General features: G+C 62.1%; 28 protein-coding genes. 19 read left to right on the forward strand and 9 right to left on the reverse strand.

Translation table 11 applies throughout. The features are described from left to right. Nucleotides 1-29 precede the first annotated feature (29 nt). Nucleotides 30-1682 (reverse strand): tetratricopeptide repeat-containing sulfotransferase family protein, encoded by a 1653-nt coding sequence (locus tag NKJ55_RS05565; protein ID WP_352449015.1) that lies wholly within the window; start codon nucleotides 1680-1682, stop codon nucleotides 30-32. A gap of 120 nt (nucleotides 1683-1802) precedes the next feature. On the opposite strand from NKJ55_RS05565, the gene NKJ55_RS05570 reads away from it, so the two are divergent. Continuing rightward, nucleotides 1803-2909, forward strand: a complete 1107-nt coding sequence (locus NKJ55_RS05570; RefSeq protein ID WP_352449016.1) for a pyridoxal phosphate-dependent aminotransferase — start codon at nucleotides 1803-1805, stop codon at nucleotides 2907-2909. A 32-nt stretch (nucleotides 2910-2941) separates the two neighbouring features. Here NKJ55_RS05570 and NKJ55_RS05575 read toward each other — a convergent pair whose 3' ends face one another. Next, nucleotides 2942-3442: a MarR family winged helix-turn-helix transcriptional regulator gene (locus NKJ55_RS05575; protein ID WP_352449017.1), complete on the reverse strand. Its 501-nt coding sequence runs from the start codon at nucleotides 3440-3442 to the stop codon at nucleotides 2942-2944. A gap of 197 nt (nucleotides 3443-3639) precedes the next feature. Here NKJ55_RS05575 and NKJ55_RS05580 point away from each other — a divergent pair, with 197 nt between their 5' ends. The 11 genes from NKJ55_RS05580 to NKJ55_RS05630 all read left to right on the forward strand — a co-directional run bounded on the left by NKJ55_RS05580 (nucleotide 3640) and on the right by NKJ55_RS05630 (nucleotide 12357). After that, the gene (locus tag NKJ55_RS05580; RefSeq protein ID WP_352449018.1) at nucleotides 3640-3918 is read left to right on the forward strand and encodes an acylphosphatase; all 279 of its coding nucleotides are present in this window, start codon (nucleotides 3640-3642) and stop codon (nucleotides 3916-3918) included. A gap of 147 nt (nucleotides 3919-4065) precedes the next feature. Continuing rightward, nucleotides 4066-4728 (forward strand): TetR/AcrR family transcriptional regulator, encoded by a 663-nt coding sequence (locus tag NKJ55_RS05585; protein ID WP_352449019.1) that lies wholly within the window; start codon nucleotides 4066-4068, stop codon nucleotides 4726-4728. A 48-nt stretch (nucleotides 4729-4776) separates the two neighbouring features. Next, nucleotides 4777-5940: an isovaleryl-CoA dehydrogenase gene (locus NKJ55_RS05590; protein WP_352449020.1), complete on the forward strand. Its 1164-nt coding sequence runs from the start codon at nucleotides 4777-4779 to the stop codon at nucleotides 5938-5940. 82 nt (nucleotides 5941-6022) lie between these two features. Then, nucleotides 6023-6415: an AbrB/MazE/SpoVT family DNA-binding domain-containing protein gene (locus NKJ55_RS05595; protein WP_352449021.1), complete on the forward strand. Its 393-nt coding sequence runs from the start codon at nucleotides 6023-6025 to the stop codon at nucleotides 6413-6415. Beyond that, nucleotides 6412-6795 carry a type II toxin-antitoxin system VapC family toxin gene (locus tag NKJ55_RS05600; protein WP_023677795.1) on the forward strand — a complete coding sequence of 128 codons (384 nt, stop codon included), beginning with the start codon at nucleotides 6412-6414 and terminating at the stop codon, nucleotides 6793-6795. The genes NKJ55_RS05595 and NKJ55_RS05600 overlap by 4 nt, the downstream gene beginning before the upstream one ends. A gap of 4 nt (nucleotides 6796-6799) precedes the next feature. Beyond that, the gene (locus NKJ55_RS05605) at nucleotides 6800-8407 is read left to right on the forward strand and encodes a carboxyl transferase domain-containing protein (protein WP_352449022.1); all 1608 of its coding nucleotides are present in this window, start codon (nucleotides 6800-6802) and stop codon (nucleotides 8405-8407) included. Between the two features lies 1 nt (nucleotide 8408). Next, nucleotides 8409-8939 (forward strand): O-acetyl-ADP-ribose deacetylase, encoded by a 531-nt coding sequence (locus tag NKJ55_RS05610; protein ID WP_352449023.1) that lies wholly within the window; start codon nucleotides 8409-8411, stop codon nucleotides 8937-8939. A 115-nt stretch (nucleotides 8940-9054) separates the two neighbouring features. Continuing rightward, nucleotides 9055-9429 carry a hypothetical protein gene (locus NKJ55_RS05615; RefSeq protein WP_352449216.1) on the forward strand — a complete coding sequence of 125 codons (375 nt, stop codon included), beginning with the start codon at nucleotides 9055-9057 and terminating at the stop codon, nucleotides 9427-9429. Nucleotides 9430-9458: 29 nt separating this feature from the next. Continuing rightward, nucleotides 9459-9839 (forward strand): hypothetical protein, encoded by a 381-nt coding sequence (locus NKJ55_RS05620; RefSeq protein ID WP_352449024.1) that lies wholly within the window; start codon nucleotides 9459-9461, stop codon nucleotides 9837-9839. 43 nt (nucleotides 9840-9882) lie between these two features. Further along, nucleotides 9883-10257 carry a hypothetical protein gene (locus tag NKJ55_RS05625; RefSeq protein ID WP_023677798.1) on the forward strand — a complete coding sequence of 125 codons (375 nt, stop codon included), beginning with the start codon at nucleotides 9883-9885 and terminating at the stop codon, nucleotides 10255-10257. Nucleotides 10258-10368: 111 nt separating this feature from the next. Beyond that, complete coding sequence (locus NKJ55_RS05630; RefSeq protein WP_352449025.1) at nucleotides 10369-12357, forward strand: acetyl/propionyl/methylcrotonyl-CoA carboxylase subunit alpha; 1989 nt, start codon at nucleotides 10369-10371, stop codon at nucleotides 12355-12357. A 98-nt stretch (nucleotides 12358-12455) separates the two neighbouring features. On the opposite strand, the gene NKJ55_RS05635 is transcribed toward NKJ55_RS05630, so the two are convergent. Both NKJ55_RS05635 and NKJ55_RS05640 read right to left on the reverse strand, forming a co-directional pair. Then, complete coding sequence (locus tag NKJ55_RS05635) at nucleotides 12456-13577, reverse strand: branched-chain amino acid ABC transporter substrate-binding protein (RefSeq protein ID WP_352449026.1); 1122 nt, start codon at nucleotides 13575-13577, stop codon at nucleotides 12456-12458. Between the two features lie 379 nt (nucleotides 13578-13956). After that, nucleotides 13957-14223, reverse strand: coding sequence for an SEL1-like repeat protein (locus NKJ55_RS05640; protein ID WP_010915070.1), 267 nt, complete (start codon nucleotides 14221-14223; stop codon nucleotides 13957-13959). A 459-nt stretch (nucleotides 14224-14682) separates the two neighbouring features. Here NKJ55_RS05640 and NKJ55_RS05645 point away from each other — a divergent pair, with 459 nt between their 5' ends. The 4 genes from NKJ55_RS05645 to NKJ55_RS05660 all read left to right on the forward strand — a co-directional run bounded on the left by NKJ55_RS05645 (nucleotide 14683) and on the right by NKJ55_RS05660 (nucleotide 18326). Further along, the gene (locus NKJ55_RS05645) at nucleotides 14683-15027 is read left to right on the forward strand and encodes a DUF2147 domain-containing protein (RefSeq protein WP_023677801.1); all 345 of its coding nucleotides are present in this window, start codon (nucleotides 14683-14685) and stop codon (nucleotides 15025-15027) included. 404 nt (nucleotides 15028-15431) lie between these two features. Continuing rightward, nucleotides 15432-15626 carry a hypothetical protein gene (locus tag NKJ55_RS05650; RefSeq protein WP_352449027.1) on the forward strand — a complete coding sequence of 65 codons (195 nt, stop codon included), beginning with the start codon at nucleotides 15432-15434 and terminating at the stop codon, nucleotides 15624-15626. Nucleotides 15627-15705: 79 nt separating this feature from the next. Next, nucleotides 15706-17208: an AMP nucleosidase gene (locus NKJ55_RS05655; protein WP_023677804.1), complete on the forward strand. Its 1503-nt coding sequence runs from the start codon at nucleotides 15706-15708 to the stop codon at nucleotides 17206-17208. 80 nt (nucleotides 17209-17288) lie between these two features. Beyond that, nucleotides 17289-18326, forward strand: a complete 1038-nt coding sequence (locus tag NKJ55_RS05660) for an endonuclease/exonuclease/phosphatase family protein (protein WP_352449028.1) — start codon at nucleotides 17289-17291, stop codon at nucleotides 18324-18326. Nucleotides 18327-18356: 30 nt separating this feature from the next. Here NKJ55_RS05660 and NKJ55_RS05665 read toward each other — a convergent pair whose 3' ends face one another. The 3 genes from NKJ55_RS05665 to NKJ55_RS05675 all read right to left on the reverse strand — a co-directional run bounded on the left by NKJ55_RS05665 (nucleotide 18357) and on the right by NKJ55_RS05675 (nucleotide 21033). Continuing rightward, the gene (locus NKJ55_RS05665) at nucleotides 18357-18953 is read right to left on the reverse strand and encodes a DUF922 domain-containing protein (protein WP_352449029.1); all 597 of its coding nucleotides are present in this window, start codon (nucleotides 18951-18953) and stop codon (nucleotides 18357-18359) included. Between the two features lie 111 nt (nucleotides 18954-19064). After that, on the reverse strand, nucleotides 19065-20744 hold the full coding sequence (locus tag NKJ55_RS05670) for an electron transfer flavoprotein-ubiquinone oxidoreductase (protein ID WP_352449030.1): 1680 nt from the start codon (nucleotides 20742-20744) through the stop codon (nucleotides 19065-19067). 106 nt (nucleotides 20745-20850) lie between these two features. Beyond that, the gene (locus NKJ55_RS05675; protein WP_198023574.1) at nucleotides 20851-21033 is read right to left on the reverse strand and encodes a hypothetical protein; all 183 of its coding nucleotides are present in this window, start codon (nucleotides 21031-21033) and stop codon (nucleotides 20851-20853) included. Here NKJ55_RS05675 and NKJ55_RS05680 point away from each other — a divergent pair. The 3 genes from NKJ55_RS05680 (at nucleotide 20984) to NKJ55_RS05690 (ending at nucleotide 23468) form a co-directional block, all read left to right on the forward strand. Beyond that, entirely contained in the window at nucleotides 20984-21628 is a 645-nt protein-coding gene (locus tag NKJ55_RS05680; RefSeq protein WP_352449031.1) for a hypothetical protein, read from the forward strand. The genes NKJ55_RS05675 and NKJ55_RS05680 overlap by 50 nt on opposite strands. Before the next feature lie 37 nt (nucleotides 21629-21665). Continuing rightward, nucleotides 21666-22547, forward strand: coding sequence for a uracil-DNA glycosylase (locus tag NKJ55_RS05685; RefSeq protein WP_352449032.1), 882 nt, complete (start codon nucleotides 21666-21668; stop codon nucleotides 22545-22547). A 105-nt stretch (nucleotides 22548-22652) separates the two neighbouring features. Next, entirely contained in the window at nucleotides 22653-23468 is an 816-nt protein-coding gene (locus NKJ55_RS05690; RefSeq protein WP_352449033.1) for a helix-turn-helix domain-containing protein, read from the forward strand. Here the strand turns inward: NKJ55_RS05690 and NKJ55_RS05695 are convergent, their stop codons facing one another. Then, a complete protein-coding gene (locus NKJ55_RS05695; RefSeq protein ID WP_502904462.1) occupies nucleotides 23469-24446 on the reverse strand; it encodes a DMT family transporter in 978 nt (325 codons plus the stop codon). Then, the gene (locus tag NKJ55_RS05700; protein WP_352449229.1) at nucleotides 24443-24667 is read right to left on the reverse strand and encodes a hypothetical protein; all 225 of its coding nucleotides are present in this window, start codon (nucleotides 24665-24667) and stop codon (nucleotides 24443-24445) included. Before NKJ55_RS05700 ends, NKJ55_RS05695 begins: the two co-directional genes overlap by 4 nt. Nucleotides 24668-24785: the final 118 nt, after the last annotated feature.

The following is a 24785-nucleotide window of genomic DNA, read 5'->3' on the forward strand; positions in this document are numbered from 1 at the left end:
TGGCCTATCCTGTCGGGCGCCCTCCTTGTTCAAAGTTCGGCTAGGTCGCCCAAGGCGTCGATCAGCGGCTGGATCTTGCCCTCATAGTTTTTCCAGCGCTTGACAGATGACCTGTAGATCGGCTGCCGGACTTGCCAGCGACTGGCCGTGTTGACCGATCCCTCCTTGTCGAAGAAGCGCAGGCAGGCATCGTCCCAGGGCAATCCAAGATAATCGATAAGACGGCGCGATTGTGCCTCCTGATCCGCAACCAGCGTCTCGTAGCGATTTTCGAAGATGCGTCCTGGAAAAACCTTGTCCCAATGCCGCATCAGGCGATCGTATTCACGGTAGTACAGCCCGAGCGTCTGCAGGTCGGCGATGTAGCTGTGTCCCTTGGAGAAATTCAGGAAAAAACATGAGAGGCAATTGTCGATGGCGTCGCGGCGACAGTGAATAATCCGCGCGTTGGGAAAGAGAAGGCCTATGAGACCGATCAGTTCGAAATTCTGGGGCATTTTGTCGACGACGCGAAGTGCGGTCGGCGCACGCTCACGAAGGTAGGACAGGTGCTCCTCGGCCAGGATTTTGGACAGGTCAGGGGTGATCGGCACTATCGATTGGCCCAAAGCCCGTGCCGAAAGCCTGGTGAGGCCGGTAGCATTTGCGGCTCGCCTTAGCTTGCTCAGTTCTCCTGCGCCGTGAACATCCGGGTGGCTCGCGCAAATCTGCTCGGTCAGGGTGGTCCCCGACCGGGGCATTCCCAACACAAACACGGGCACTTCCGATGGGCTTCCATGACCCGCCTTGGCAGCCACCATGTCCGGGTTGAAGAGTTCGATCGTAGAGTCGACCCAGCGGCGATAGGCTTCCAGGTCAAACTTATAGCCTGCGGCCCGCTTGCCTTTCTTGAAATGATCTATCGCGTCTTTGTAGCGCCCAAGGTCGTTCAGCACCTTGCCGGCTGCGTGATGAAGTCTCATCGCACTTTCGGGGTCAAGTTTTGGGTAGCCCAGTTCGCGCAGAATGGACTTAAGTTCGGCCGGCTCTTCGGTGAATTTGCGCGCATGCACAAGCTCGTTATAGGCAGCGGGCATCGCGATGCGACGTTCGATCGCTTCTTTCAGATAGACTTCGGCTTCGTCCACGCGACCGAGACCGGTGAGTGCGCTGGCCAGTCCTGTCCGAACGCGAGGATGATCACGGTTGATCTTGAGCGCTTTCTCGTAAACCGGGACAGCCATGTCAGCCTTGTCGAATTCGACGTAAGCGCGTCCCAATGCGCAAAGCGCCTCCAGCAAATCGGGCTTCAACTTCAATGCTTGCTGAATATGCCTGATTGCGGGCGAATATTCGCTGACTTTTAGATAAACTTCACCCAGACTAAGGTGATAAAAGGGGTTTTGAGGCTCCTCGCCGACGGCTCGGGCCAAATATCGCAGCGCCATTTCATCGTCGAGCCCGACGAATAGCGTGCCCATGATGTACGAAGCCAAGGGATGGTTGGGCGTGCGCTCCAGCACGCGACGGCACAGTTCCTCAGCCTCGGCCAACCGCTTGGCCTGCTGCAAGCCATACGCCTGTCGCAGCAGCGCATCGTCGGCCTGCGCGCGCGACGGCGGTTTCGCTTTCGGCGGTTGCACGTTCGGCGCCGGGCGGGACTTTATGTGCTTGGACCAAGCGGGCGGCAGTCGGTTGCTCATGATGTCTCGCTAGCAAAATGATCCGGGAGAATCCAGCCTGACGTTCCCGCCTGCCGCGGAACTTGCGCAGGCCAAGCCGGCAGGCTAGCAAGAAGGCCCCTTTTCGAATGAGCCTTTGCCATGCGCCCTCCCCTTACGCCGCTCATCGCCGCGCTTCCCTCCACGGTGCCGTTTGTCGGCCCTGAGGCGCAGGAGCGCGACCGCGGCCGCGCCTTTCGCGCCCGTATCGGCGCCAACGAGAGCAGCTTTGGCCCTTCGCCGCGCGTCGTTGCCCGTATGGCCGAGATTGCCGGCGACATGTGGATGTACTGCGACCCTGACAATCACGATTTGAAGGTAGCCGTAGCTAGGCATCTCGGTGTCGGCGCCGAAAACGTCGTCGTCGGCGAAGGGATAGACGGGCTGCTCAGCCTGGTTGCGCGCATGTATGTGGCGCCGGGCGATGCGGTGGTGACCTCGCTAGGCGCCTATCCGACCTTCAACTTTCATGTTGCCGGCGTCGGCGGCCGGCTGGTCGCAGTGCCCTACGAGAACGATCGGGAAAACCTCGACGGCCTGCTGGCGGCAGTGGCCAGGGAAAAGGCGCCACTGGTGTACCTGTCCAATCCGGACAATCCGATGGGCAGCTGGTGGGAAGCCGCCGAGCTCAGCCGCTTCATCGAAGCCTTGCCGGAGACCACAATGCTGGTGCTCGACGAAGCCTATGGCGAATTAGGGCCAGCCTCAGCGCTGCCGCCGATCGATGTCGCGCGGCCGAACGTCATCCGCATGCGCACCTTCTCCAAGGCCTATGGGCTGGCCGGCGTACGCTGCGGCTATGCGGTGGCCGAGGCCCAGGTGATTCGGGACTTTGAGAAGATCCGCAACCACTATGGCGTCAGCCGCATGGCGCAGATCGCCGGTGTCGAGGCGCTTGCCGATCAGGCCTGGCTGGATAGCGTGGTGGCGCGGGTCGCCGCCGGCCGCGGGCGTATCGCCGCAATAGCCGAAGCGAACGGGCTGAAGCCGCTGGCTTCGGCGACCAATTTCGTCACCATCGACTGCGGCCGCGACGGCGCCTTCGCACTGAAAGTGCTGCAGGCGCTGTTGTCACGCGACGTCTTCATCCGCAAGCCGATGGTGCCGGTTCTCGACCGCTGCATCCGGGTCACTGTCGGCCTCGACCACGAGCTCGACATCTTTGCCGAGGAACTGCCTGGCGCACTGGCGGCAGCGCGGGGGAACTGAAGAGCGCAACGCCGGGATTCCAGTGCTGCCCGCTATTTCTCCCCGAGCAGGCGCATGACGCGCTTCAAGGTGTCCGATAATTCGGCAGCCGCGTCATCGGCGAGGCCGGCCGTCAGCCGGGCGAGGTCGCGATCCGCCGCAGCCTGAAGCCTGGCGAGCTCAGCACTTCCGCGAGCGGTCAGCGACAGGATACGTCTGCGCCGATCGGCTGGGTCAGAGCGTGTCTCGGTCAGGCCAGCGGCGGCGAACCTCCTCAGGACGCGTGTGACATAGGCCGGATCGAGCCGGAGTTCGGCAGCGATTTCGGAGGCCGCCGGCCGGAGATCGAGGTGGAACGCCCGTGCAAGAAACCCTGCCTCACCGCCGCTATTGGCGACAGCGCGGGATCGGCCGCCCAATTCGAACAGCAGCCGCGCCTCGCCCAGCGTATAGGCGCTGTGCGTGAAGGTCAGGTTGAGCAGCCCGATCAGGCGCGTGTAGAAGCGATTGAAGCCACGTATCTCCGCGACAAGGGCATTCCGATCGGCCGGCATGTCGACCTCCTTCTGACGGACCGCTCCGTCAGGGCCATGATCGCCTATTATTTGACTTAGTCAATCATTAATGGAGACGCCGCCTATCTCGCACGTGAAGCTGGCCGATAGCGACCGGAGAGAGACCTTCGATGCACGTTGCGCGGTTGAATTTGCACGGCGATGCGCCAGACTCGACTCAGAGGATGGAGAGCGCGATGACCGATCGTACGGTGCAGGTACGCATATACGGCAAGGTGCAAGGCGTCAGCTACCGGGTCTGGGCGCGGCGCGAGGCGTCGGCGCTTGGCCTTGCCGGGTGGGTGCGCAACGAAGTTGACGGCTCGGTGACAGCCTTGATCGCAGGGACCGGTGCGGCGGTCTCGACAATGATCGAACGGCTTTGGCAAGGGCCGCCGGGGGCAGCGGTTTCGAAGGTCGACGTCGAGGAGATCGAGGTTCGCGATATGTCCGCGGGTTTCAGGATTGTTGCCTAGCAAGGCATGATCCTGCTCATTCGCTTCCATCGCACAAAATTCTCCAGGGCGCAGATAGAGCAAATCTGAAGCCACCCTGCCCGGACATGCCTCGGTCCTTGAATTAATTGAACGTTTGTTTTATTGTCCGCGAAAAGGCGGCTTGTCATGGCGCGTACGACCGGTTCCGACGGAGAGAAGACCGAAGCTGCGGTCCGCGAGGCGGCGGTCAGCCTGATTGCGCGTCTCGGCTACGAGGCGATGTCGATGCGCCAGCTGGCGGCCGAGGTCGGCGTCCAGGCAGCGGCGCTGTACCGCTACTTCCCGACCAAGCAGGATCTTCTGTTCGTGCTGATGCATGAGCATATGGAAGGCTTGATCGAGGCGTGGCGCGCAACACGCCCTGTCGGTGCCGATCCGGCAGCGCGGCTTGCCGCTTATGTGGAAAACCACATCGCTTTCCATATCGAACGCCGCCACTCCACCCATGTCTCGAACATGGAGCTGCGCAGCCTGTCGCATGAAAAACTCACGCAGATCCTGCGCATGCGCACGGCCTACGAGAAGGAGCTGCGCGCCATCCTGCGCGACGGCGTCGAAGCGGGGTTATTCAGCATCGAAGACACCGGGCTCACCGCCATGGCGCTGATCCAGATGATGACCGGCGTCATCGTCTGGTTCCGGCCGGGCGAACGGCTGTCGATCGCCGAAGTCACCGCTACATATCTAGCAATGACAATGCGCCTTGTTGGAGCAAAGAGCGATGGCGCGAGGACGAGCCACGGCGCCGTGCGTCCATTCGAGCGCGCAACGGACGCTGCAGCACTTTGATTTCGCGCATGATCCCGATTTTCGCGGTCGTGCGCCGGGAGGAACGGCATGTACACGCATACGCTCAACTTCGGGCTTGACGAAGACATCGAGGCGCTGCGCGACCTGGTGCGGCGCTTCGCCCAGGAAAAGATCGCACCGATCGCCGCCGAGATCGACCGCTCGAACGAATTCCCGGCACATCTGTGGGCGGAGCTCGGCGGGCTCGGCCTGCTCGGCATCACCGCCGATCCCGATTTCGGCGGCAGCGGCATGGGCTACCTCGCCCATGTCGTGGCGATGGAGGAGATTTCGCGCGCCTCGGCCTCGGTCGGCCTCTCCTACGGCGCCCATTCCAACCTCTGCGTCAACCAGATCAACCGCTGGGCAACGCAGGCGCAGAAGGAAAAGTATCTGCCTTCGCTCTGCAGCGGCGAAAAAGTCGGCGCACTGGCGATGTCGGAATCGGGTGCCGGCTCCGATGTGGTGTCGCTGCGCCTGCGCGCCGAAAAGCGCAACGATCGCTATGTGCTGAACGGCACCAAAATGTGGATCACCAACGGGCCGGACGCCGAGACGCTGGTCGTCTACGCCAAGACCGATCCGGAACTCAATTCGCGCGGCATCACCGCTTTCATCGTCGAAAAGGCTTTTGCCGGTTTTTCCGTGGCGCAAAAGCTCGACAAGCTTGGCATGCGCGGCTCGAACACCGGCGAGCTGGTGTTCGAGGATGTCGAAGTGCCGTTCGACAATGTGCTGCACGAGGAAGGGCGCGGCGTCGAGGTGCTGATGTCGGGCCTCGACTACGAACGCGCCGTGCTGGCCGGCGGCCCGATCGGGCTGATGGCTGCGTGCCTCGACGTGGCGATCCCTTACGTGCACGAACGCAGGCAGTTCGGCCAGCCGATCGGCGAGTTCCAGCTGGTGCAAGGCAAGCTAGCCGACATGTATGCGACGATGAACGCGGCGCGCGCCTACGTCTATGCCGTGGCCGCCGCTTGCGATCGCGGTGAGACGGCCCGCAAGGATGCTGCCGGCTGTATTCTCTTCGCCGCCGAAAAGGCAACGCTGATGGCGCTCGACGCCATCCAGCTTTTGGGCGGCAACGGCTACATCAACGACTACCCGACCGGCCGGCTTTTGCGCGACGCCAAGCTCTACGAGATCGGCGCCGGCACCAGCGAAATCCGTCGCTGGCTGATCGGGCGGGAAATCATGGTGGAGGGCGCCTGATGGCGTCTTTTTGAGATTTTGCCAGAAGCCGCACGATGTGGCACACTTCGGAATATGTGCCACAACACGGGCGAGACGGACCATGGCTGGCAAAACGGGAAAGTCCGGATTTGACGAAGATCCGCAGGCACGGTTCGATGCCGGCGCTCGCCAACCACAGCTTCGTGCTCCGGCGAAACGCGAGCGTGTCAAGCTTGGCGAGGGCGGGCGCTTCGTCATTCCTGCCGCGATGCGCGAGGAGATGGGCGTGAAGCCTGGCGAGGACATGATCCTTCATGTCGAAAACGGCGAGCTGCGGGTAAGATCGTGGCTGCAGAATCTGCGACGCGTCCAGGCCGAATTGTCAGCGTTGAAACAGCCCGGTGAAAGCGTCGTCGACGAATTTCTGAAAGAGCGACGGGAAGAGCAGCGTCGAAGCGACAAGCGTCTCGACCGGCTTCACGCCGAAGGGACAACGGGAAAGCGGACGAAATGAAGCCCTACGTCATGGACAGTTCGGCGGCGCTCGCAATCCTGCTCAACGAGCAAGGCACCGACAATGCTTTGGGGTTCGCGCCGGACGCACAATGCAGTTCAGTCAATGCGGCCGAAATCATCGCCAAGCTGATCGACAAGGGACGCAGCATGGAACAGGCCGCGGACGACCTCGCCAGTCTCGGCATGCCGATCGCCGTTTTCGACGACGCGATGGGCATCGCCGCCGGGCAGCTTCGCCAATTGACGCGGCATCGCGGCTTGTCGCTGGGCGATCGGGCTTGCCTGGCGCTGGCAATTCGCGAGAATGCCATTGCCGTCACCGCTGATCGCGATTGGGGCGACCTCGATGTCGGCTGCAAGATCGAGCTGATCCGGTAGCGCCATGGCCCCCCTCACCTCTCAGATGTTGTCCGCCTCCGATTTCTTCCGCACCAATGCCGAGCGCATGCGGGCGCTGGTCGCCGATATTGCTGAAAAAGCCGCCGCCATCGAGCGCGGTGGCTCGGAAGAGGCGCATGAGCGGCACGTCTCCCGCGGCAAGCTCCTGCCGCGGCAACGCCTAGCCCAATTGCTCGATACAGGCTCGCCCTTCCTCGAAATCGGCCAGTTCGCGGCATGGTCGATGTATGGCGAGGACATCCCTTCGGCCGGCCTCATCGCCGGCATCGGCCGCGTCGAAGGCACCGAAGTGATGGTCGTCGTCAATGACGCCACGGTGAAGGGCGGCACCTATTATCCACTGACGGTGAAGAAGCATCTGCGTGCACAGGAGATCGCATTGCAGAACAATCTGCCTTGCGTCTATCTGGTCGACAGCGGCGGCGCCAATCTGCCCAACCAGGACGAGGTGTTTCCCGACCGCGATCATTTCGGCCGCATCTTCTACAACCAGGCCAACATGTCGGCCGCCGGCATTCCGCAGATCGCCTGCGTCATGGGTTCGTGCACGGCCGGCGGCGCCTATGTGCCTGCGATGTCGGACGAGACAATCATGGTGCGCAACCAGGCGACCATCTTTCTCGGCGGGCCGCCGCTGGTGAAGGCGGCCACCGGCGAGGACGTCACCGCCGAGGACCTCGGTGGCGCCGACGTGCACACAAGGCTTTCCGGCGTTGCCGACCACTATGCGCTCGACGACGAGCATGCGCTGGCCATATGCCGGCGTATCGTCAAAAACCTGAATCGGAACAAGACTGTAAGCCTTGCCTTACAGAAATCGATTCCGCCGCTTCACGATCCACATGAACTCTACGGCATCGTGCCGACGGATCTGCGCCAGCCCTACGACGTGCGCGAGGTAATCGCCCGCACCGTCGACGGTTCCGAGTTCGATGAGTTCAAGCAGAATTATGGCACCACGCTGGTCACCGGTTTCGCCCATCTCAGCGGCATGCCGGTCGGCATCGTCGCCAACAATGGCGTGCTGTTTTCGGAAAGCGCGCTGAAGGGCGCGCACTTCATCGAGCTGTGCTGCCAGCGCAAGATCCCGCTGATTTTCCTGCAGAACATCACCGGCTTCATGGTCGGGCGAAAATACGAGGCCGGCGGCATCGCCAAGGACGGCGCCAAGCTGGTCATGGCGGTCGCAACGGCCAAGGTGCCGAAGGTGACCGTGATCATCGGCGGCTCGTTCGGTGCCGGCAATTACGGCATGTGCGGACGCGCCTATTCGCCACGCTTCCTGTGGATGTGGCCGAATGCCCGCATTTCGGTGATGGGCGGCGAGCAGGCGGCAACGGTGCTTGCCGTGGTCAAGCGCGAAGGCATCGAGCGCAAGGGCGGGGAATGGAGCGCCGAGGAGGAAGCGAAATTCAAGAAGCCGATCCTGATGAAGTACGAGCACGAGGGACACCCGCTCTATTCGTCGGCAAGGCTCTGGGACGACGGCATCATCGACCCGGCCAAGACCCGCGAGGTGCTGGCGCTCAGCCTTTCGGCCGCGCTCAACGCCGAGATCGAGGAGACAAAATTCGGCGTGTTCAGGATGTGAGATGAGCGAAATCGGCCAGAGGATTCGCATTCAAACCGGCGACATCACGAAGCTGGCGGTCGATGCCATCGTCAACGCCGCCAACACCTCTCTTCTCGGAGGCGGCGGCGTCGACGGCGCTATCCACCGCGCGGCCGGCCCCGAGCTTGTGGCAGAATGCCGGACCTTGCATGGCTGCAAGGTCGGAGACGCAAAAATCACCAAGGGCTACAGGCTGCCCGCGCGCTACGTCATTCATACGGTCGGGCCGGTCTGGCAAGGTGGCAGCAAAGGAGAAGCCGAACTGCTCGCCTCCTGCTATCGCCGGTCGCTCGAAATCGCCGCCGCAAAGGACTGCCGGACGGTGGCGTTTCCTGCGATCTCGACCGGGGCCTACCGCTATCCGAAGGATCAGGCGACGCAAATTGCTGTCGGGACCGTGAGCGCCTTCATCGGCCAGAACATCGTTCCGGAAACCGTCATTTTCTGCTGCTTCGACGAGCCGACGACCGAACTGTATCAGCGGGTAGTTGCTGCACTCGGCAGGGTGTGACCCTGCGCGGGCGACAACCCACCACATCTCCAGACTATTTTTTGCTTCTCGATCTGGCCAGACGAAAGAATAACGGCTATTGATCATCGCAAATACCAATGGGGATTGGGCGAAGATGAGGCGGCGGGTTTTTCAGAGAACAACTGGGCATATACTTGCGGCGTTGCTTATATTAGCGACGCCTGGCATCAGTGCGGCGGAGTCGCTGGCGGGAAGCAAGGGCGAGACACGTTTCTATCCCTATTTGCCGCAGAGCCCGAAGGATCCGTGTACCAGGGCCTACAAGGCCTATGTAGCGGCCGGCGGCCATTCAGCCTATGCAACCACTCCGTATTCCCGGGTGCGTTTTCTGTACATCATCTGCGGCTCGCGCTTGAATGCACCGTCACAGCAAGCTGCCGAAGAATTGGCGTTGAAATCCTGTCAGGCCGCCCGCAGCAGTTACAGAGTTACAACAGGCGGCGGCTGCGAAATCGCTGCCTCCAAGTAGGCGAATATATTTCAGTGTTTGGGGTTTAAATGGGTTTGGCAATGAAATCTTTATCAATCAAGCGAGCAACCATGTCGGTGCTTGCACTGCTTGTGGCTTCTGCACCGAATGTCGGCGCCGCCGAATCGCTGGCTGGAAGCAAGGGCGACAGCCGCTTTCCGGTCTATTTTGCGCCGGGTACAATCGGAGGCTGCGGCCAGAATTACAAGGACTATGTGGCGGCTGGCGGTCACTCGGCCTATGCGATGACGCCATTCAACTGGGCAACCGAATTCACTATTTGCGGTGCTTATCTGAATGCAACATCCCAGAAGGCTGCGGAGGCGCTGGCGTTGAAATCCTGCCAGTCCGCGCGCAGCAAGTACAAGGTCACGACTGCAGGGGCCTGCGCCATAGCTGCCTCCAAATAGACCGACACTCGTCGGCCTTCGACGTATTCAATGGGTGGGAAAGATGAAATCTATAAGCGTCAAACAAGCAGTCTTCTCGCTGATAACCGGGTTGCTTCTAATCTCGAGCCCCAATGTCGGCGCGGCGGAATCGCTGGCTGGAAGCAAGGGCGACGTCCGCTTCTACCCGTATTTTCCGGCGACCGCGGATCGGCCATGCACCAAGGCATATAAGGCCTATGTGGCGGCCAGCGGCCATTCAGCTTATGCGACCACTCCGTATTCCCGGGTGCGTTCGTTGTACATCCTGTGCGGCTCGCGCTTGAATGCGCCCTCGCAAAAGGCTGCCGAGGATATGGCGATGAAATCCTGCCAGGTCACCCGCGACCGTTACAGGGTCACGACCGGGGGAGCTTGCGAAATCGCGGCCTCAAAGTAGGCAGGCCTCGCTTGCCTACCCTTTGACCGCCAGACTACAAAGCAGGGCATTGCCGCAGTTCGCGTGACGAGAATTCGCGCCGTTGGCGGCAGCTCTGCCTGTGGAGGCCCGATGTTCGCCAAGATCCTGATCGCCAACCGTGGCGAGATCGCCTGCCGGGTGATCCGCACGGCACGCAGGATGGGTGTGCGCAGCGTCGCCGTCTATTCCGACGCCGACGATCGCGCCTTGCATGTCGAAATGGCCGACGAAGCGGTGCATATCGGCGCCTCTCCCGCCAACGAAAGCTATCTGCGCGGCGACAAGATCATCGCGGCGGCCTTGGCCACAGGTGCCGAGGCCATCCATCCGGGCTACGGCTTTCTTTCGGAAAACCCCGAATTCGTCGACCAGGTCGCGGCGGCTGGGCTGATCTTCATTGGGCCGTCGGCGGCCTCGATCCGTGCCATGGGACTGAAGGACGCCGCCAAGCGGCTGATGGAAAAGGCCGGCGTGCCTGTCGTTCCGGGCTACCATGGCGAAGCGCAGGAGATCGTGTTGCTCGCCTCCAAGGCGCGCGAGATAGGCTACCCCGTCCTGATCAAGGCGCGCGCCGGCGGCGGCGGCAAGGGCATGCGGCGTGTCGAGCATCCCGATGATTTTTCTGAAGCACTGTCGGGCGCGCGGCGCGAGGCGAAAGCCGCGTTCGGTGATGACCGCGTCTTGGTTGAAAAATATGTCGACAAGCCGCGCCACATCGAAGTGCAGGTGTTTGGTGACAATTTCGGCAACGCCGTGCATCTTCACGAACGCGACTGCTCGGCGCAGCGCCGCCATCAGAAGGTGATCGAGGAAGCCCCTGCCCCCGGCATGACGCCGGCACTGCGCAAGGCGATGACGGAGGCGGCGGTGAAAGCCGCCAAGGCAATCCACTATTCCGGCGCCGGTACCATCGAGTTCATCGTCGATGCCTCGCAAGGTCTGAAGGCCGACCGTTTCTGGTTCATGGAAATGAACACCCGTCTGCAGGTCGAGCACCCCGTCACCGAAATGGTTACCGGCATCGACCTGGTCGAGTGGCAGTTGCGGGTAGCCGCCGGCGAAAAACTGCCGAAGACGCAGAGCGAGATCGCGCTCTCCGGCCACGCCTTCGAGGCGCGCATCTATGCCGAGGACGCGGCAAGAGGGTTTTTGCCGGCGACCGGCACCTTGCACCATTTGAAATTTCCGCAGCCGGCACCGGAGGGTGCGACCATGCGCGTCGAAACCGGTGTACGCGCTGGCGATGCGATTTCGCCGTTCTACGATCCGATGATCGCCAAGCTGATCGTTCATGGCAAGGACAGACGGACGGCGCTCACAGCGCTTGGCGCGGCACTGTCGCAGACCGAAATCGCCGGCTCGACGGTCAACACTGGCTTTCTTGCCGCGCTGGCCGCTGATGCGGATTTTGCGGCGGGCGATGTCGATACCGGCCTGATCGCCAGGCACCAGCAGGCGTTGACGGCGGTTCCGCCGCCGAGCGGTGAGACGATTGCCGCCGCGGCACTTGCCGCGTCCGGTGCGCGCGACTTGCCGTCCTCGGACGATCCCTGGTCGTCACTGGCCGGCTATGCGCATTTCCACGCTGTAGCGCGGAGCACCCTGCTGAAGTTTGGCGAGCAGGAGATCGGCGCGCGCGTGTCGGTGCGGCCGGACGGGCGGTTCGAGGTGGCGCTGGATGCGCCCTATGACAGCGTCAATTCGCGGGATCTCCGCGCGGCGCCTCGCCTCGCCCGCTGGCCGGGCCACGTCACGGTCTTCGATGGTGCAATCGGCTACGGTTTTGCCGTGCCGGATCCGCTGGCCCGAGCCGACGAAGCCGCCGCCGCTTCCGTCAGCCTGCGCGCTCCAATGCCCGGCCTGGTCAAATTGGTGCGTGCAGCCAAAGGCGAGTCCGTGATCAAGGGCCAGCCGCTGCTGATCCTGGAGGCGATGAAGATGGAGCACACCATTGCCGCGCCCCATGACGGGGTTATCGCCGAGATTGCTGCCGAAGGCGCGCAGGTAACCGACGGCACCGTGCTGGTTCGCTTTGCCGAGGAATCTCAGTTGACTGCTGTTTCCCTATCCACGAAGTGATCTCGAACGCGTGACAAAGGCGTCGCCAAAAACAATATGGCCGGGTTTGACCCCGGCCATGTTCGATTACAGCAGCGCGTCTTACGGCGCCGCGGCCATCACGGCTGGATCGGCGCGTATTTGCCGTCATGCCACTGGTTGATGTCGTAGCTCGCGTTCTTGAGGTCGCCCTTCTCGTCGAAGGTGACCGAGCCGACAACCGTGCTGATCGGCTGACCGTTCTTTAACGCTTCGGCGACTCTTGCCGGATCGTCGCTGCCGGCGCGTTTGATGCCTTCGGCGAAGGCCTGGATCACCGCATAGGAAAACAGCGTGAAGCCCTCCGGCACGAAGCCGCCGGCCTTGATCTTGGCGATGGCTTCCTTGGCTTCGGGCTTCGCCTGCGGGTCCGACGGGAAGACGAACATGGTGCCTTCGCCGGCCGGACCGGCAACCTGCCAGAATTCCGGCGAAGCGATCGAGTCCGGCATGATCAACTGGAACTTGAGGTTCTGCTCCGCCGACTGGCGCAGGATCAGGCCGGCTTCGGGGTGATAGCCGCCGAAATAGACGACGTCGGCTTTCAGCTCCTTGAGCTTGGTAACAAGAGCGGAATAGTCCTTCTCGCCGGCGTTGATGCCCTCGTAGAGGATCTCTTTGAGACCGTTCTGGTTCATCGTTGCCTTGACGGCATCGGCCACACCCTGCCCATAGGCGCTCTTGTCGTGCATGATGACGACGTTCTTGCCGGCATATTTCTTGGCGATCCATGGACCGATGAAAGCGCCCTGCGCATCGTCGCGCGTATAGAGGCGCATGATCGTCGGCCAGCCGGCCTTCGCCGCTGCGTCGGTTAGTACCGGGTTCGAGGAAGCCGGACTCATCATAAGCGCACCGGCTTCGGCGTAGACGGCGGAGGCCGGGATGCTGGAGCCCGAGCAGGCGTGGCCATCGATGAACTTGACACCATTGGCGATGATGCGGTTGGCGACCGAAACCGCCTGCTTCGGATCGCACTGGTCGTCCTCGATGTCGAGCTTGATCTGGCGGCCGTCGACGCCGCCCGCCGCGTTGATCGCGTCGGCGGCGGCTTGCGCGCCCTGCTTGAACTGATCGCCGATGGTGGCAAGCTGACCGGTCATCGGTCCGACCACCGAAAAGGTGATGTCGTCGGCGAAGGCGACCGGCGCGGTCATCATCAGGCCAAATATGGCTGCGCTCAAAATACTGAATTTCTTCATGGTGACACAACTCCTCCATTCTCGCGCGACCATCCCGGCCGCGCCTCTTCCAGAGTGGCGGGAGAATTTCATCCTTCACCGGGGCTGTCTAGACGCATCGTCGGCACTCGATTGGGCCTGCAATACGCAGTCCCAAAGACAAAGCCGCGCCAGCCTTGTTCCGGCCGGTCGCGGCTTTTGCCATGAGCTTCCCAACGCATCGGCGCCAGGACCCGCTCGCCTTCCCTGTCTATTGCACAGCTTGCCGCCGTGTTCTTGATCTTGTTGGCTCAGCCGTCTTGCGCCGCCTTGATTTTTCGAGCCCGGCCCTCTGCGCGGCCTTGACCCGAAGCGTCCCTGTTGTGAGGTCAGTACCCTTGTGAAGTCGATGCCGGCGAATTCAGTGCATCGTCATCCATTCGCGAGCTTCGCGCAGCGCCTTGGCGATCTCGACCTTCGACATGGCGGCAGACAATTCGGAGCGCAGTTCCGCGGCGCGGGCCGAACCCTTGATCGCGGCGATGTTGAACCATTTGTGGGCGGCGACGACATCGGTCTCGCAATCGCGGCCAGTCGCATACATCATGCCCAACTCGAAAAGAATATCGGCCTGGGCAGTTGCCCCCATGGCGCCGAAGCCGGCTTCAAGCATTTCAAAACGTGCCATTTCAAATCCCCTGTTCTGGCTCCCGAGAGCTGTCTCCGTCTGTCCCTCGGTGTCCTTGATTACCGTCGGGGGCGGCCGCTCTTTCGATGCTTTCGAGAATGCCCCGGAGGCTTGAATCCGTCGTTAAATGGCGTGCTTAATTTGAGGAAAACAAAGCTAAAACAAGAGGTAAACGCGAAAATTCGTTAAGGATACAAAGCCAGCAATCGCGCCGGTTTGCACAAGATTTGAAGAAAACTTGCGAGGCGCGGATCAAGACTCCGCTAACCACAGAAGACAAAGACGTGTGCGGCCCGTTTCATTTTTCGCCGGCGCGGCCGTTCGGGAGCGGGCAAAAACCCGCAACCCTTCCGTCGCGGCACCGCTTTTGTTTTTCCAGGAGCTGGACTAGCTTACGTTTGCGTAAGGGGCAGACACCCGGGACGGAGCCCGATTGGACTTACCTGAGGGAGGAAAGACATGTTTCGACAAGTGAGCCTGGCCCTCGCGGCCGCAATAATGATGACCGGCGCGGCATGGGCCGATCCGATCGAAGGCAATTGGAAAACGCAAGCCGGATCGACTGCCGCCATTTCGGGTGGCGGCGGGGCATTTTCGATTACGCTCAAATCCGGCAAATTTGCCGGCAAGAACATCGGTTCACTGAAGGTTGCCGGCGACAACAAATATGCCGGCACCATAACCGACCCGGAAACCGACAAGACCTATTCGGGCAAGGCTTCGCTTTCCGGCAGTTCGCTCAAGATGAGCGGCTGCGTGCTCGGCGGGCTGATCTGCAAGAGCCAGACCTGGCACAAGCTCTGATCGTGCCCTTCCTGCCGGGGTGAGCGGGGCCAGTCGGCCCCGTTTTCATGTTATCGGTCTCGCAGCCATGGCGTCGCCATGGGTCGCTGCACTCAAAGCGGACCCTCTCAGAGATCATCAGCCATTTTTGAACCGCAGATGAACGCCGGGATCAGAGCCGGTTCAGCCGGGGCAAGGCATTGTCATGCGTGTTGAAGGAGACACCGCGCAACGCTTGCCCGCCGCTTCACCATCGTCTGCCTGCTGATGAGCCTGTTCGGCATGTTGTTCGCCGTCCTTGTCGCCGAAGCCGGCCGGCCGTCCCGCTCCTGGGACGTCGCCAGTTCCTGCCGACTCGGTTGCTTGAACCATCTTCACCACTGAAACGACAAAGAGCTGAACCTTTAGAGAAAAGCAAAACGCCAATGAACCGCCTCGCCGCCAACACCCTCAAGACGCTTCGGCTGCTGCCGCGCGCGGCGCTCATCGTGACTGTTCTTTCGGTACCGGTACTGGCCGTGCCGACGATGCGCACCAATGCCGGCTCGACGATCGAGGCGCCTGCGTTGAGGAAGTCAGGCCTCGGCTTTGTGCTGCTGGTTAGCCTGCAGCGCGGTTAGCAGACCGAAAAACGCCGACAGCGCGTATTGAGGCCGCCTTACCCCTCCCAACCGCGCGTCCAACTCTCTATATTGGGTCATGGAAAAGCGAATCTATCCCCAAGCCATTGAATCGGTGGTCACGCCGGAGCCGTTTGGCCGGCAGAGCTTCAACGACGCCAAGAAGGCCGTCGCGGCCCTACAGGTGCTTTACGACCGCAACACCAAGTTCCTGCGCGATTCATTTGCCGCGCTCGCCGCGGGCGGCGACAACAACAAACGCTACCGGGCTTTCTATCCGGAGATCGGCGTCACCACGAGTTCCTTCACGCAAATCGACTCGCGGCAGGCCTATGGCCACATGCCGACGCCGGGGCATTTCTCAACCACCGTCACCCAGCCTGCTCTTTTCGAAAGCTACCTCACCGAACAGCTTCGGCTGATCATGCGCAACCACGGCGTTCCCGTCACGGTTTCGGAATCGACCACTCCCATCCCGCTGCATTTCGCCTTCCTCGAAGGCACGCATGTCGACGGCACTGCTGCCGAGCGCATCAAACGGCCGATCCGTGACCTGTTCGACGTGCCGGATCTCGACGGCACCGACGACCAGATCGCCAACGGCACGTTCGAAGTGGCATTGGGCGAGGCACGGCCGCTGGCGCCGTTCACCGCGCAACGGATCGACTATTCGCTGCACCGGATGTCGCATTATACGGCGACCAGTCCCCAGCATTTCCAGAACTTCGTGCTGTTCACCAACTACCAGTTCTACATCGACGAATTCGTCGCCCGTGCACGCGAATTGATGGCCAATGGCGGTGACGGATATGTCGAGTTCGTCGAGCCGGGCAACATCGTGACCAAAGCAGGGGACGGTGCGCCCGGTGAGGGTGCTGCGCCCCCTCGCCTGCCGCAGATGCCGGCCTATCATCTGAAGAAGCCGAATCATGGCGGCATCACCATGGTCAATATCGGCGTTGGGCCTTCCAACGCCAAGACGATCACTGACCATATTGCGGTGCTCCGGCCGCATGCCTGGGTGATGCTCGGCCATTGCGCCGGCCTGCGCAACACGCAGGCGCTCGGGGATTATGTGCTGGCCCATGCCTATGTACGAGAAGACCATGTCCTCGACGACGATCTTCCGGTCTGGGTGCCGATCCCGCCGCTAGCCGAAATCCAGGTGGCTCTGCAGGAAGCGGTCGCCGAGGTCACCGGGCTTTCCGGATATGATCTCAAGCGCATCATGCGCACTGGCACCGTCGCCACTATCGACAACCGCAATTGGGAGCTGCGCGACCAGCGCGGGCCGGTCCAGCGGCTGTCGCAGTCGCGGGCGATCGCGCTCGACATGGAATCGGCGACGATCGCCGCCAACGGCTTCCGCTTCCGGGTGCCCTATGGCACGCTGCTTTGCGTATCCGACAAGCCGCTGCATGGCGAATTGAAGTTGCCGGGCATGGCGACCGAGTTCTACAAGCGGCAAGTAGCGCAGCACCTGACCATCGGCATCAGGGCGATGGAGAAGCTGGCTGAAATGCCGATGGACCGACTGCATTCGCGCAAACTCAGGAGCTTTTCGGAAACTGCCTTCCAGTAAATGCCGAATCGCATGTGTCTGTCCAGGTCAGGACATTTCGTCATCTTGATTGAGCCGCACTTCTGCCGATAGACAAAGCGATGGCACGTGTTCGGGACATGACGGTTGCGCTGGCATTCGTCGCAATGCTTGCACTCTCGGCCGCTCTGGTGGCCGGGTCCTTCGGATCGCTGCATCCGGCCCTCGATTCCTTTGCTCATTTCCGCGTCCATTTTTCGGTGCTGATGGCGCTTTGCGCGCTGCCGCTGCTCGCCACCTCGTTTCGCCTGCAGGCCGCGGCCGCATTGCTGTTTGCGATAGCCTCCTTTGCCACCACGTCGAATGCCTTGCCGCTTTCGCGGCTATGGCAGGTGCAGGCCGCCTACGAAGCCAAACCCGGTGACGAGCCAGTCTACCGCCTGCTGCAGATGAACCTCAGGTTCAACAATCCAACGCCTGAGAAGGTGCTGTCGCTGATCGGCCGGACCCAGCCTGATGTGATCACCCTCGACGAGGTGTCCGAGATGTGGAAGGCAAAGCTTGGGCCGCTATCCGGCGCCTATCCCCACCGGATCCTCTGCCCATATCCCAATGGCGTGTTCGGCGTTGCGCTGCTGTCCAGACGACCGTTTGCCATAGGCACGGAGCCGCACTGCGACAGCCGCGGCGCGATGGCGATCGCCACGGTCGATTTCGGCGGAACCGACGTCGATGTCGCCGCCATCCACCTCACCTGGCCATGGCCGCACAACCAATCACGGCAGATTGGAGGGTTGTCTGACGAAATCGCCTCGCTTGGCGAGACGTCGATCCTGGCAGGCGACTGCAACGCAGCGCCATGGAGCGCCGCCGTCCGACGCGTCGCATCGCTTGGCAAGCTGACTGTAATGCCATCGGTCGGGCCGACCTGGCTCTACAGAAGGCTGCCGGATTTCCTGCGCTTCGCCGGACTGCCGATCGACCAGGTTTTCAGCAAGGGTGCCATCGTTATCCGTTCGGCGTCGACCCTTGAGGACACCGGCTCAGACCATCTGCCGGTGCTGGTGGAGTTTTCGCTACGGTCGGATGAACAAAAGCCGCTCGACGAGCACCAGACGGCGACCGCGCTTGCGGCGCTGCCTGGCGGGACGCGAAGCTGAAAATCGGCAGTCCAATCTCGACCTGGCTTATTACTGGCCCACAAAAGCGCGGATGAGGTGCTCGACAGGGCCGCCGTCGCGATGCTCGTGCGCATCGAAGGCGATCTGCTTTGCCTCGTATTCGGCATAGATGGCATTGATCCGGCGCTTTGCCTCGCGACGTGCCTCGAAACAGTGCGGGTCATCACCGACTGTCAGCCCTCGAACCGACTTTTCGGTGGCCCGCATCATCTGTCTGGCGATGCGGCCATGGCTCTCTTCATGGGCGCGGACGCCAGCGAAGAACCGCTTCCAGCGCTTCTGCAGCGCAGGCGACGTGGCTGAGACTAGTTTGGGATAGGTATAGAAGAGATTGAGCGTCCCGTTGGCCTGGCGCAGGCGGCAGACGCCGTTTTCCCGATGGGCGTCGAAGGTCCAATCATCGACGCTGTAGCCGGTCTGCGCGATGGCGTGGGTCATGAAGCCGTGCTTCGGCCCACTGCGATCCATGGCCTCGATCAGGGCCGCGCCGGTGGTTCCGGCAATGCTGTAAGTTCGTGTCTTGACCAGCACCTTAGTGCCGGCCAAGGCTGCAGGGGCGCACAATGCCCCGATCGCCACAACGCTCGTCAGAACTGCCAGGCGCATTTTTCCTTCCTCCCTGTCGCCGCAGAAAGGAAACACAGGCAGGCGGTTTATTCAACAATCCTACGGTTGCGCTGCTCCTCATCTTGTTTAGTCCGGAGCAAACCTTGTGACTTACATGTTCTGGTAGACCGGGCCCTCGCCGCCCTGTGGCGGCACCCAGTTTATGTTCTGGTTCGGGTCCTTGATGTCGCAGGTCTTGCAGTGCACGCAGTTCTGCGCGTTGATGACGAAGCGCACATCCTTGGCTGCGGGATCGGCGGCGGCATTGCCGTCCTTGTCGACCCATTCGTAGACTGCGGCTGGGCAATAGCGGGTCGAGGGCCCGGCAAAGACATCATGCTCGGAGCGCTTCTGCAGGTCCATGTCGGCGACGAGCAGGTGCACCGGCTCGTTTTCCTCGTGATTGGTGTTGGACAGGAACACCGAGGACAGCCGGTCGAAGGTCAGCACCCCGTCCGGCTTCGGGTAGGCGATCTTCTGGTGCGCGGCGGCCGGTTCCAGCGTCGCGTAGTCGGCCCTGCCGTGCTTCATCGTGCCGAAGGGCGAGAAGCCGAACAGCGTGTTCAGCCACATGTCGAGGCCGCCAAGGCCGACGCCGACAATGGTGCCGAAGCGCGACCATAGCGGCTTGACGTTGCGCACTTTCTTCAGGTCCTTGCCGATATCGGTGGCGCGCCAGGTGGCCTCGTAGGAGGCCAGCTCGTCATTGGTGCGGCCGGCGGCTATCGCATCACAGACATGCTCGGCCGCCAGCATTCCGGAGAGCACGGCATTGTGCGAGCCCTTGATGCGCGGCACGTTGACGAAGCCGGCCGCGCAGCCGATCAGCGCACCGCCGGGGAAGGACAGTTTCGGCACCGACTGCCAGCCGCCTTCGGTGATGGCGCGGGCACCATAGCCCAGCCGCTTGGCATCCTCGAACGTGCCGCGGATCGCCGGATGGGTCTTGAAGCGCTGGAACTCGTCAAAGGGCGACAGATAAGGGTTCTTGTAGTTCAGGTGAACGACGAAGCCGACTGCCACCTGGTTGTCCTCGAGATGGTAGAGGAAGGAGCCGCCGCCGGTCTTCATATCGAGCGGCCAGCCGAAGGAATGCTGGACAAGGCCCGGCCGATGGTTTTCCGGTTTGACCTGCCAGAGTTCCTTGAGGCCGATGCCGTATTTTCCGGGCTCACGACCGTCGGAAAGGTGGTATTTGGCGATCAGTTGCTTGGCCAGCGAGCCGCGCGCGCCCTCGCCGATCAAGACATATTTGCCCATCAGCGCCATGCCCGGCGCAAAGCCCGGACCGTGCGTGCCGTCCTTCTCGACGCCCATGTCGCCGGTGACGACGCCGGTGACCGCACCGACCTCGTTGTAGAGCAGGCCGACCGCGGCAAAGCCCGGATAGATCTCGACGCCCAGCGCCTCGGCCTTGGTCGCCAGCCAGCGGCAGACATTGCCGAGCGAGACGATATAGTTGCCGTGATTGTTCATCAGCGGCGGCATCAGGATATTGGGCAGACGGAACGAACCGGCGGGGCCGAGAACCAGGAAATGGTCGTCGGTGACCGGTGTCCTGAAGGGATGACCCTCCTCTTCGCGCCAGCCGGGCAGCAGCCGGTCGATGCCGATCGGATCGACGACGGCGCCGGACAGGATGTGCGCGCCGACTTCGCCGCCCTTTTCCAGCACGACGACGGAAAGCTCGGGATTGACCTGCTTGAGACGGATCGCGGCGGCGAGGCCGGCCGGGCCGGCGCCGACGATGACCACGTCGAATTCCATGCTTTCGCGTTCGATATCGCTCATCGATCCCTCACTGGCTCGCTATTCCCGGCATCCTGCTGGCTCACGCGCTGCATAGCGCATCAAATAGCGACGGGAAACCGGCGCGGACGTGACAATACCGATTTCGTCAAAAAGTCGCGTCCTGCCGCACAGATTCGCGGTGACGAGCATCAATCTTCAATCCTATTCCGTTTGCACAGATATGTCGCACTGATGTTTTTAATTGTTCGACGGCTTGCTTATCGGCCATACTTCCCGCCATGCGCATATTCGGGCCGGCTGGCTTTTCATCGACGCGCTTTTTTTTCACGCCCGGCCGGTTTTGCCGTGCGGCGCTCTTGGCGCTTCTGCCACTGATGGCCCTCGATGCCCGTGCCGAGCAGCAACTGGTCTGGGCGACCGGCGCCTATTCCTTTTCCGACGAGCGCGGCGGTTTCCGCATCACCGGGGCTTCCGGCATCGGCACGAAGGAGGATCCGCTGGTCATCACCGAAGAGCTGAATTCAGCGACGCCGGTAACGCTGGCCATTCGCACGACAAGGCCGATCCAGCCGTTCGGCAAGGCGGGAGACTTCGCCAATGGTCTGATGTATATGCGCATCGACGTGCTCAACAATAGCGGCCAAGCCTGGGTCGAGTTCCAGTTCGAACTCCAGGAGATCCTCGACCAGCCGAGCGTGTTCGGCGACGGCCTGTCGTTCGACCAGCGCAACAAAACGCCCGAAAATATCTGGTCGAGCAGCTACGCCGATTTCGACCGCAATTTCGAACCGTACGACCGCCTGCTGTTCAAGAACGGCAAGATCGACCCGCTGAAGACCGCCAGCTTCTATTTCCTGATCACCGACTACACGCCGCGCTGGACGTTCTATCTGGTGCAGGATCCGCGCATACCGTCGAGCTGAACTTGCAAATTCAAGCTCCGCGGCCGAATGTGAAACCATGACTGCCGCCCCCCACACTAGCCGAGCCGATCTCGCCGAGCTGCTGGCCTTCTACGCCAGCGCCGGCGTCGACGAGGCACTTGAAGAACAGCCGGTAAACAGGTTTGCAGAAGCCAGGCCGCCGGAGCGGGTGCCTGCGGCGGCCGCTCTGCCGGCCGGTGAAAATGCATCGCCTCATCGCTCGACGAGCGTGTCGCGCGCCGAAATGGGCGAGAGACCGAATACGGCACCGGCAGTGCGAACGTCCCCGGCCATGTCAACGGTGCCCGACGAGGCGCAGGCGGCATTGGCGCGGCAACTGGCGAGATCGGCGGCAAGCCTCGACGAGCTTCGCCAGCACATGGCGGCATTCGACGGCTGCAATCTTAAATTCACCGCCAAGAACCTGGTGTTCGCCGACGGCAATCCGACTGCCGCGGTGATGCTGGTCGGCGAAGCACCGGGCCGCGACGAGGACATAGAGGGCTTGCCGTTCGTCGGCCGCTCGGGCCGGCTGCTCGACCGCATGCTGGCCGCGATCGGTCTTGACCGGACATCTGCCTACATCGCCAACGTGATTCCCTGGCGGCCACCGGGCAACCGCACGCCGACGCCGCACGAGACCGAGATCTGCCGGCCGTTCATCGAGCGGCAGATCGAACTGGTCAATCCGAAGGTGCTGGTCAATCTCGGCGGCCCGTCGGCAAAGACCCTGCTCAACACCTCCGAAGGCATATTGCGGCTGCGCGGCAACTGGCGCGTCCACACGACCCCGTCTGGCGTCGCCATTCCCGCCATGCCGACCCTGCATCCGGCCTATTTGTTGAGAACGCCGGCGCACAAGAAGCTGGCGTGGCGGGATTTCCTCGAAGTGAAGGCGAAGTTGCGGGCACTTGGGTAACGGTGCAGAACGCGTCTTCCGTCCTCTCCTTGCGAGGAAGGAAGGGCGGCATCATGACCTAGCAGGTAATTGAAATGCGCCCACTTCCGGCCTAGTCATCTCGTCATGACAGCAGCCCAGATTTCCGCCGGCAGTCTCATTCGCGAATGGCGTACACGCCGGCGCATGAGCCAACTCGACCTTGCTATGGAGGCCGAGATCTCGCAGCGGCATCTGAGTTTCGTGGAAAGCGGCCGCGCCGCACCCTCGCGTGATATGGTGTTGCATCTGGCAGAGCAGCTCTCGATCCCGCTCAGGCAGCGCAACCAGCTGCTGCTGGCCGCCGGCTTTGCCCCGAGCTTCAGCGAACGACCACTTGACGATGCCTCGATGGCACCGGCGATGGCGGCGGTCGAGACCGTGCTCAAGGCGCACGAGCCGTTCCCGGCGCTTGCCGTGGACCGGCATTGGGACCTGGTGTCGGCGAACGCCGCCATCGGCCCGTTCCTCGCCAATGTCGCCGACGCCTCCCTGCTGAAGCCGCCGGTCAACGTGTTGCGCCTCAGCCTGCATCCCGGCGGCATCGCGCCGCGCATCGTCAACCTTGCGGAATGGCGGACGCATCTTCTGGAGCGGCTGAAGCGGCAGAACGACGCTGCCGCCGATCCGGTTCTGGTCGAGCTCGAGCGCGAGCTTCGGGCCTATCCGTCCGGCCTTAAAAGCAGCCGGCCGGCGCCGGTCGAACCGAACGCGATTGTCCATCCGCTCAAGCTTGCCCATGGCGACGCGGTGCTGTCGTTCATCAGCACCATCACCGTGTTCGGCACGCCGCTCGACGTGACGCTGTCGGAGCTGGCGATCGAATCTTTTTTCCCCGCCGACGAGCAGACGCGGGCGGTGCTGATGCGGCTGGCGAAAGGGCGGACCGACGCAGCGGGCTGATCACCCTTCCGGCGCGACGGCCTTGCGGGCGCGGGTGCGTTCGAGACCCAGCTGGCGCTCGCGCCAGATGATGAAAATCCCCGCCGCAACCACGATCACGCCGCCGACCAGCATGTTGATCCTGGCGACGTCGCCAAAGACCAGATAGCCGACGACGACGCCGAGGATCATCGAAGTGTATTCGAAAGGTGCTACGACGGAAGCCTCGGCATGGCGATAGGCCGAGGTCATCAGGATCTGGCCAAGCCCGCCGCAAAAACCCGCGGCAATCAGAAGCACCGCCTGTGCTGGCGTCAGCGCCTGCCAGCCGAATGGCAACGAAAGCAGCGCCATGACGCTCGCGGTTACCGAAAACCACAGCACGATGGTCGCCGTCCGCTCGCTCTGGACGAGGTTGCGAACCAGGAGCATGGCGATGGCCGAGATCGCCGCGGCTATGAGGGCGGCGATGACGCCAAGCACCTCCTGATCGCCAAGGGCAGCGCCCGAACTGAGCAGCGTCAGTTCCGGCCACGAGATGATCAGCACCCCGACCAGGCCGACGGCAACCGCACTCCAGCGATAGATGCGGATGGCTTCGCCGAGGAAGATCGAACTGAACACCACGACCAGCAGCGGCTGCGCGTAGTTCAGTGTGATCGCCTCCGGCAGCGGCAGCCGCGTCAGCGCGAAGAAGCCGAGCCCCATGGCACAGACACCGACGACGCCGCGCGCAATGTGGTTGAGCGGGCGCTTTGTCGAAAAGGCGGTTCCGAGTTTTCCCTGGAAGGCGAGGAAGGCGATGATCGGAAAAATGGCAAAGAAGGAGCGGAAGAAGACGATCTGGCCCGCCGGCACGGTGCCTGCCGCCTTGATGCAGGACGACATGCCGACGAAGACCGCCACCGATACGATCTTGAGCAAGATCCCGGTCAGCGTGCTGTGCTCGCCTGCAAGGTCGCCAGCTGCAAGCACTGGCAAATCCGGTCTGGCTGTCACGCCCCTTTTGCTTCCTCGATCGCCGCCCAGATGCACGCCGGCGTTGCCGGCATGTCGATATGCCTGATGCAGTAGGTGCGGTAGTGCGCGTCGGTCACCGCATTGAGCGCGGCAGGCGTCGACCCGATCGTACCCGCCTCCCGCGCGCCCTTGATGAAGGCCACATCCTCGCGACGCAACACAGAGGCGCTCGTTCCGAATTTCGGCGTGACGACGGTCATGGAAGCCTCGCGATAATGCTTGGGAAATGATCGCCTGAAATAGACGTCGCTGCAGTTTTGTCGAGGGAACGTTTCGTGTAAAGAGCGCAGACTTCAAATTATTTGGACCAGCGGACCG

It is taken from the genome of Mesorhizobium sp. M0106 (assembly GCF_040322715.1).
Taxonomy (GTDB): Bacteria; Pseudomonadota; Alphaproteobacteria; order Rhizobiales; family Rhizobiaceae; genus Mesorhizobium.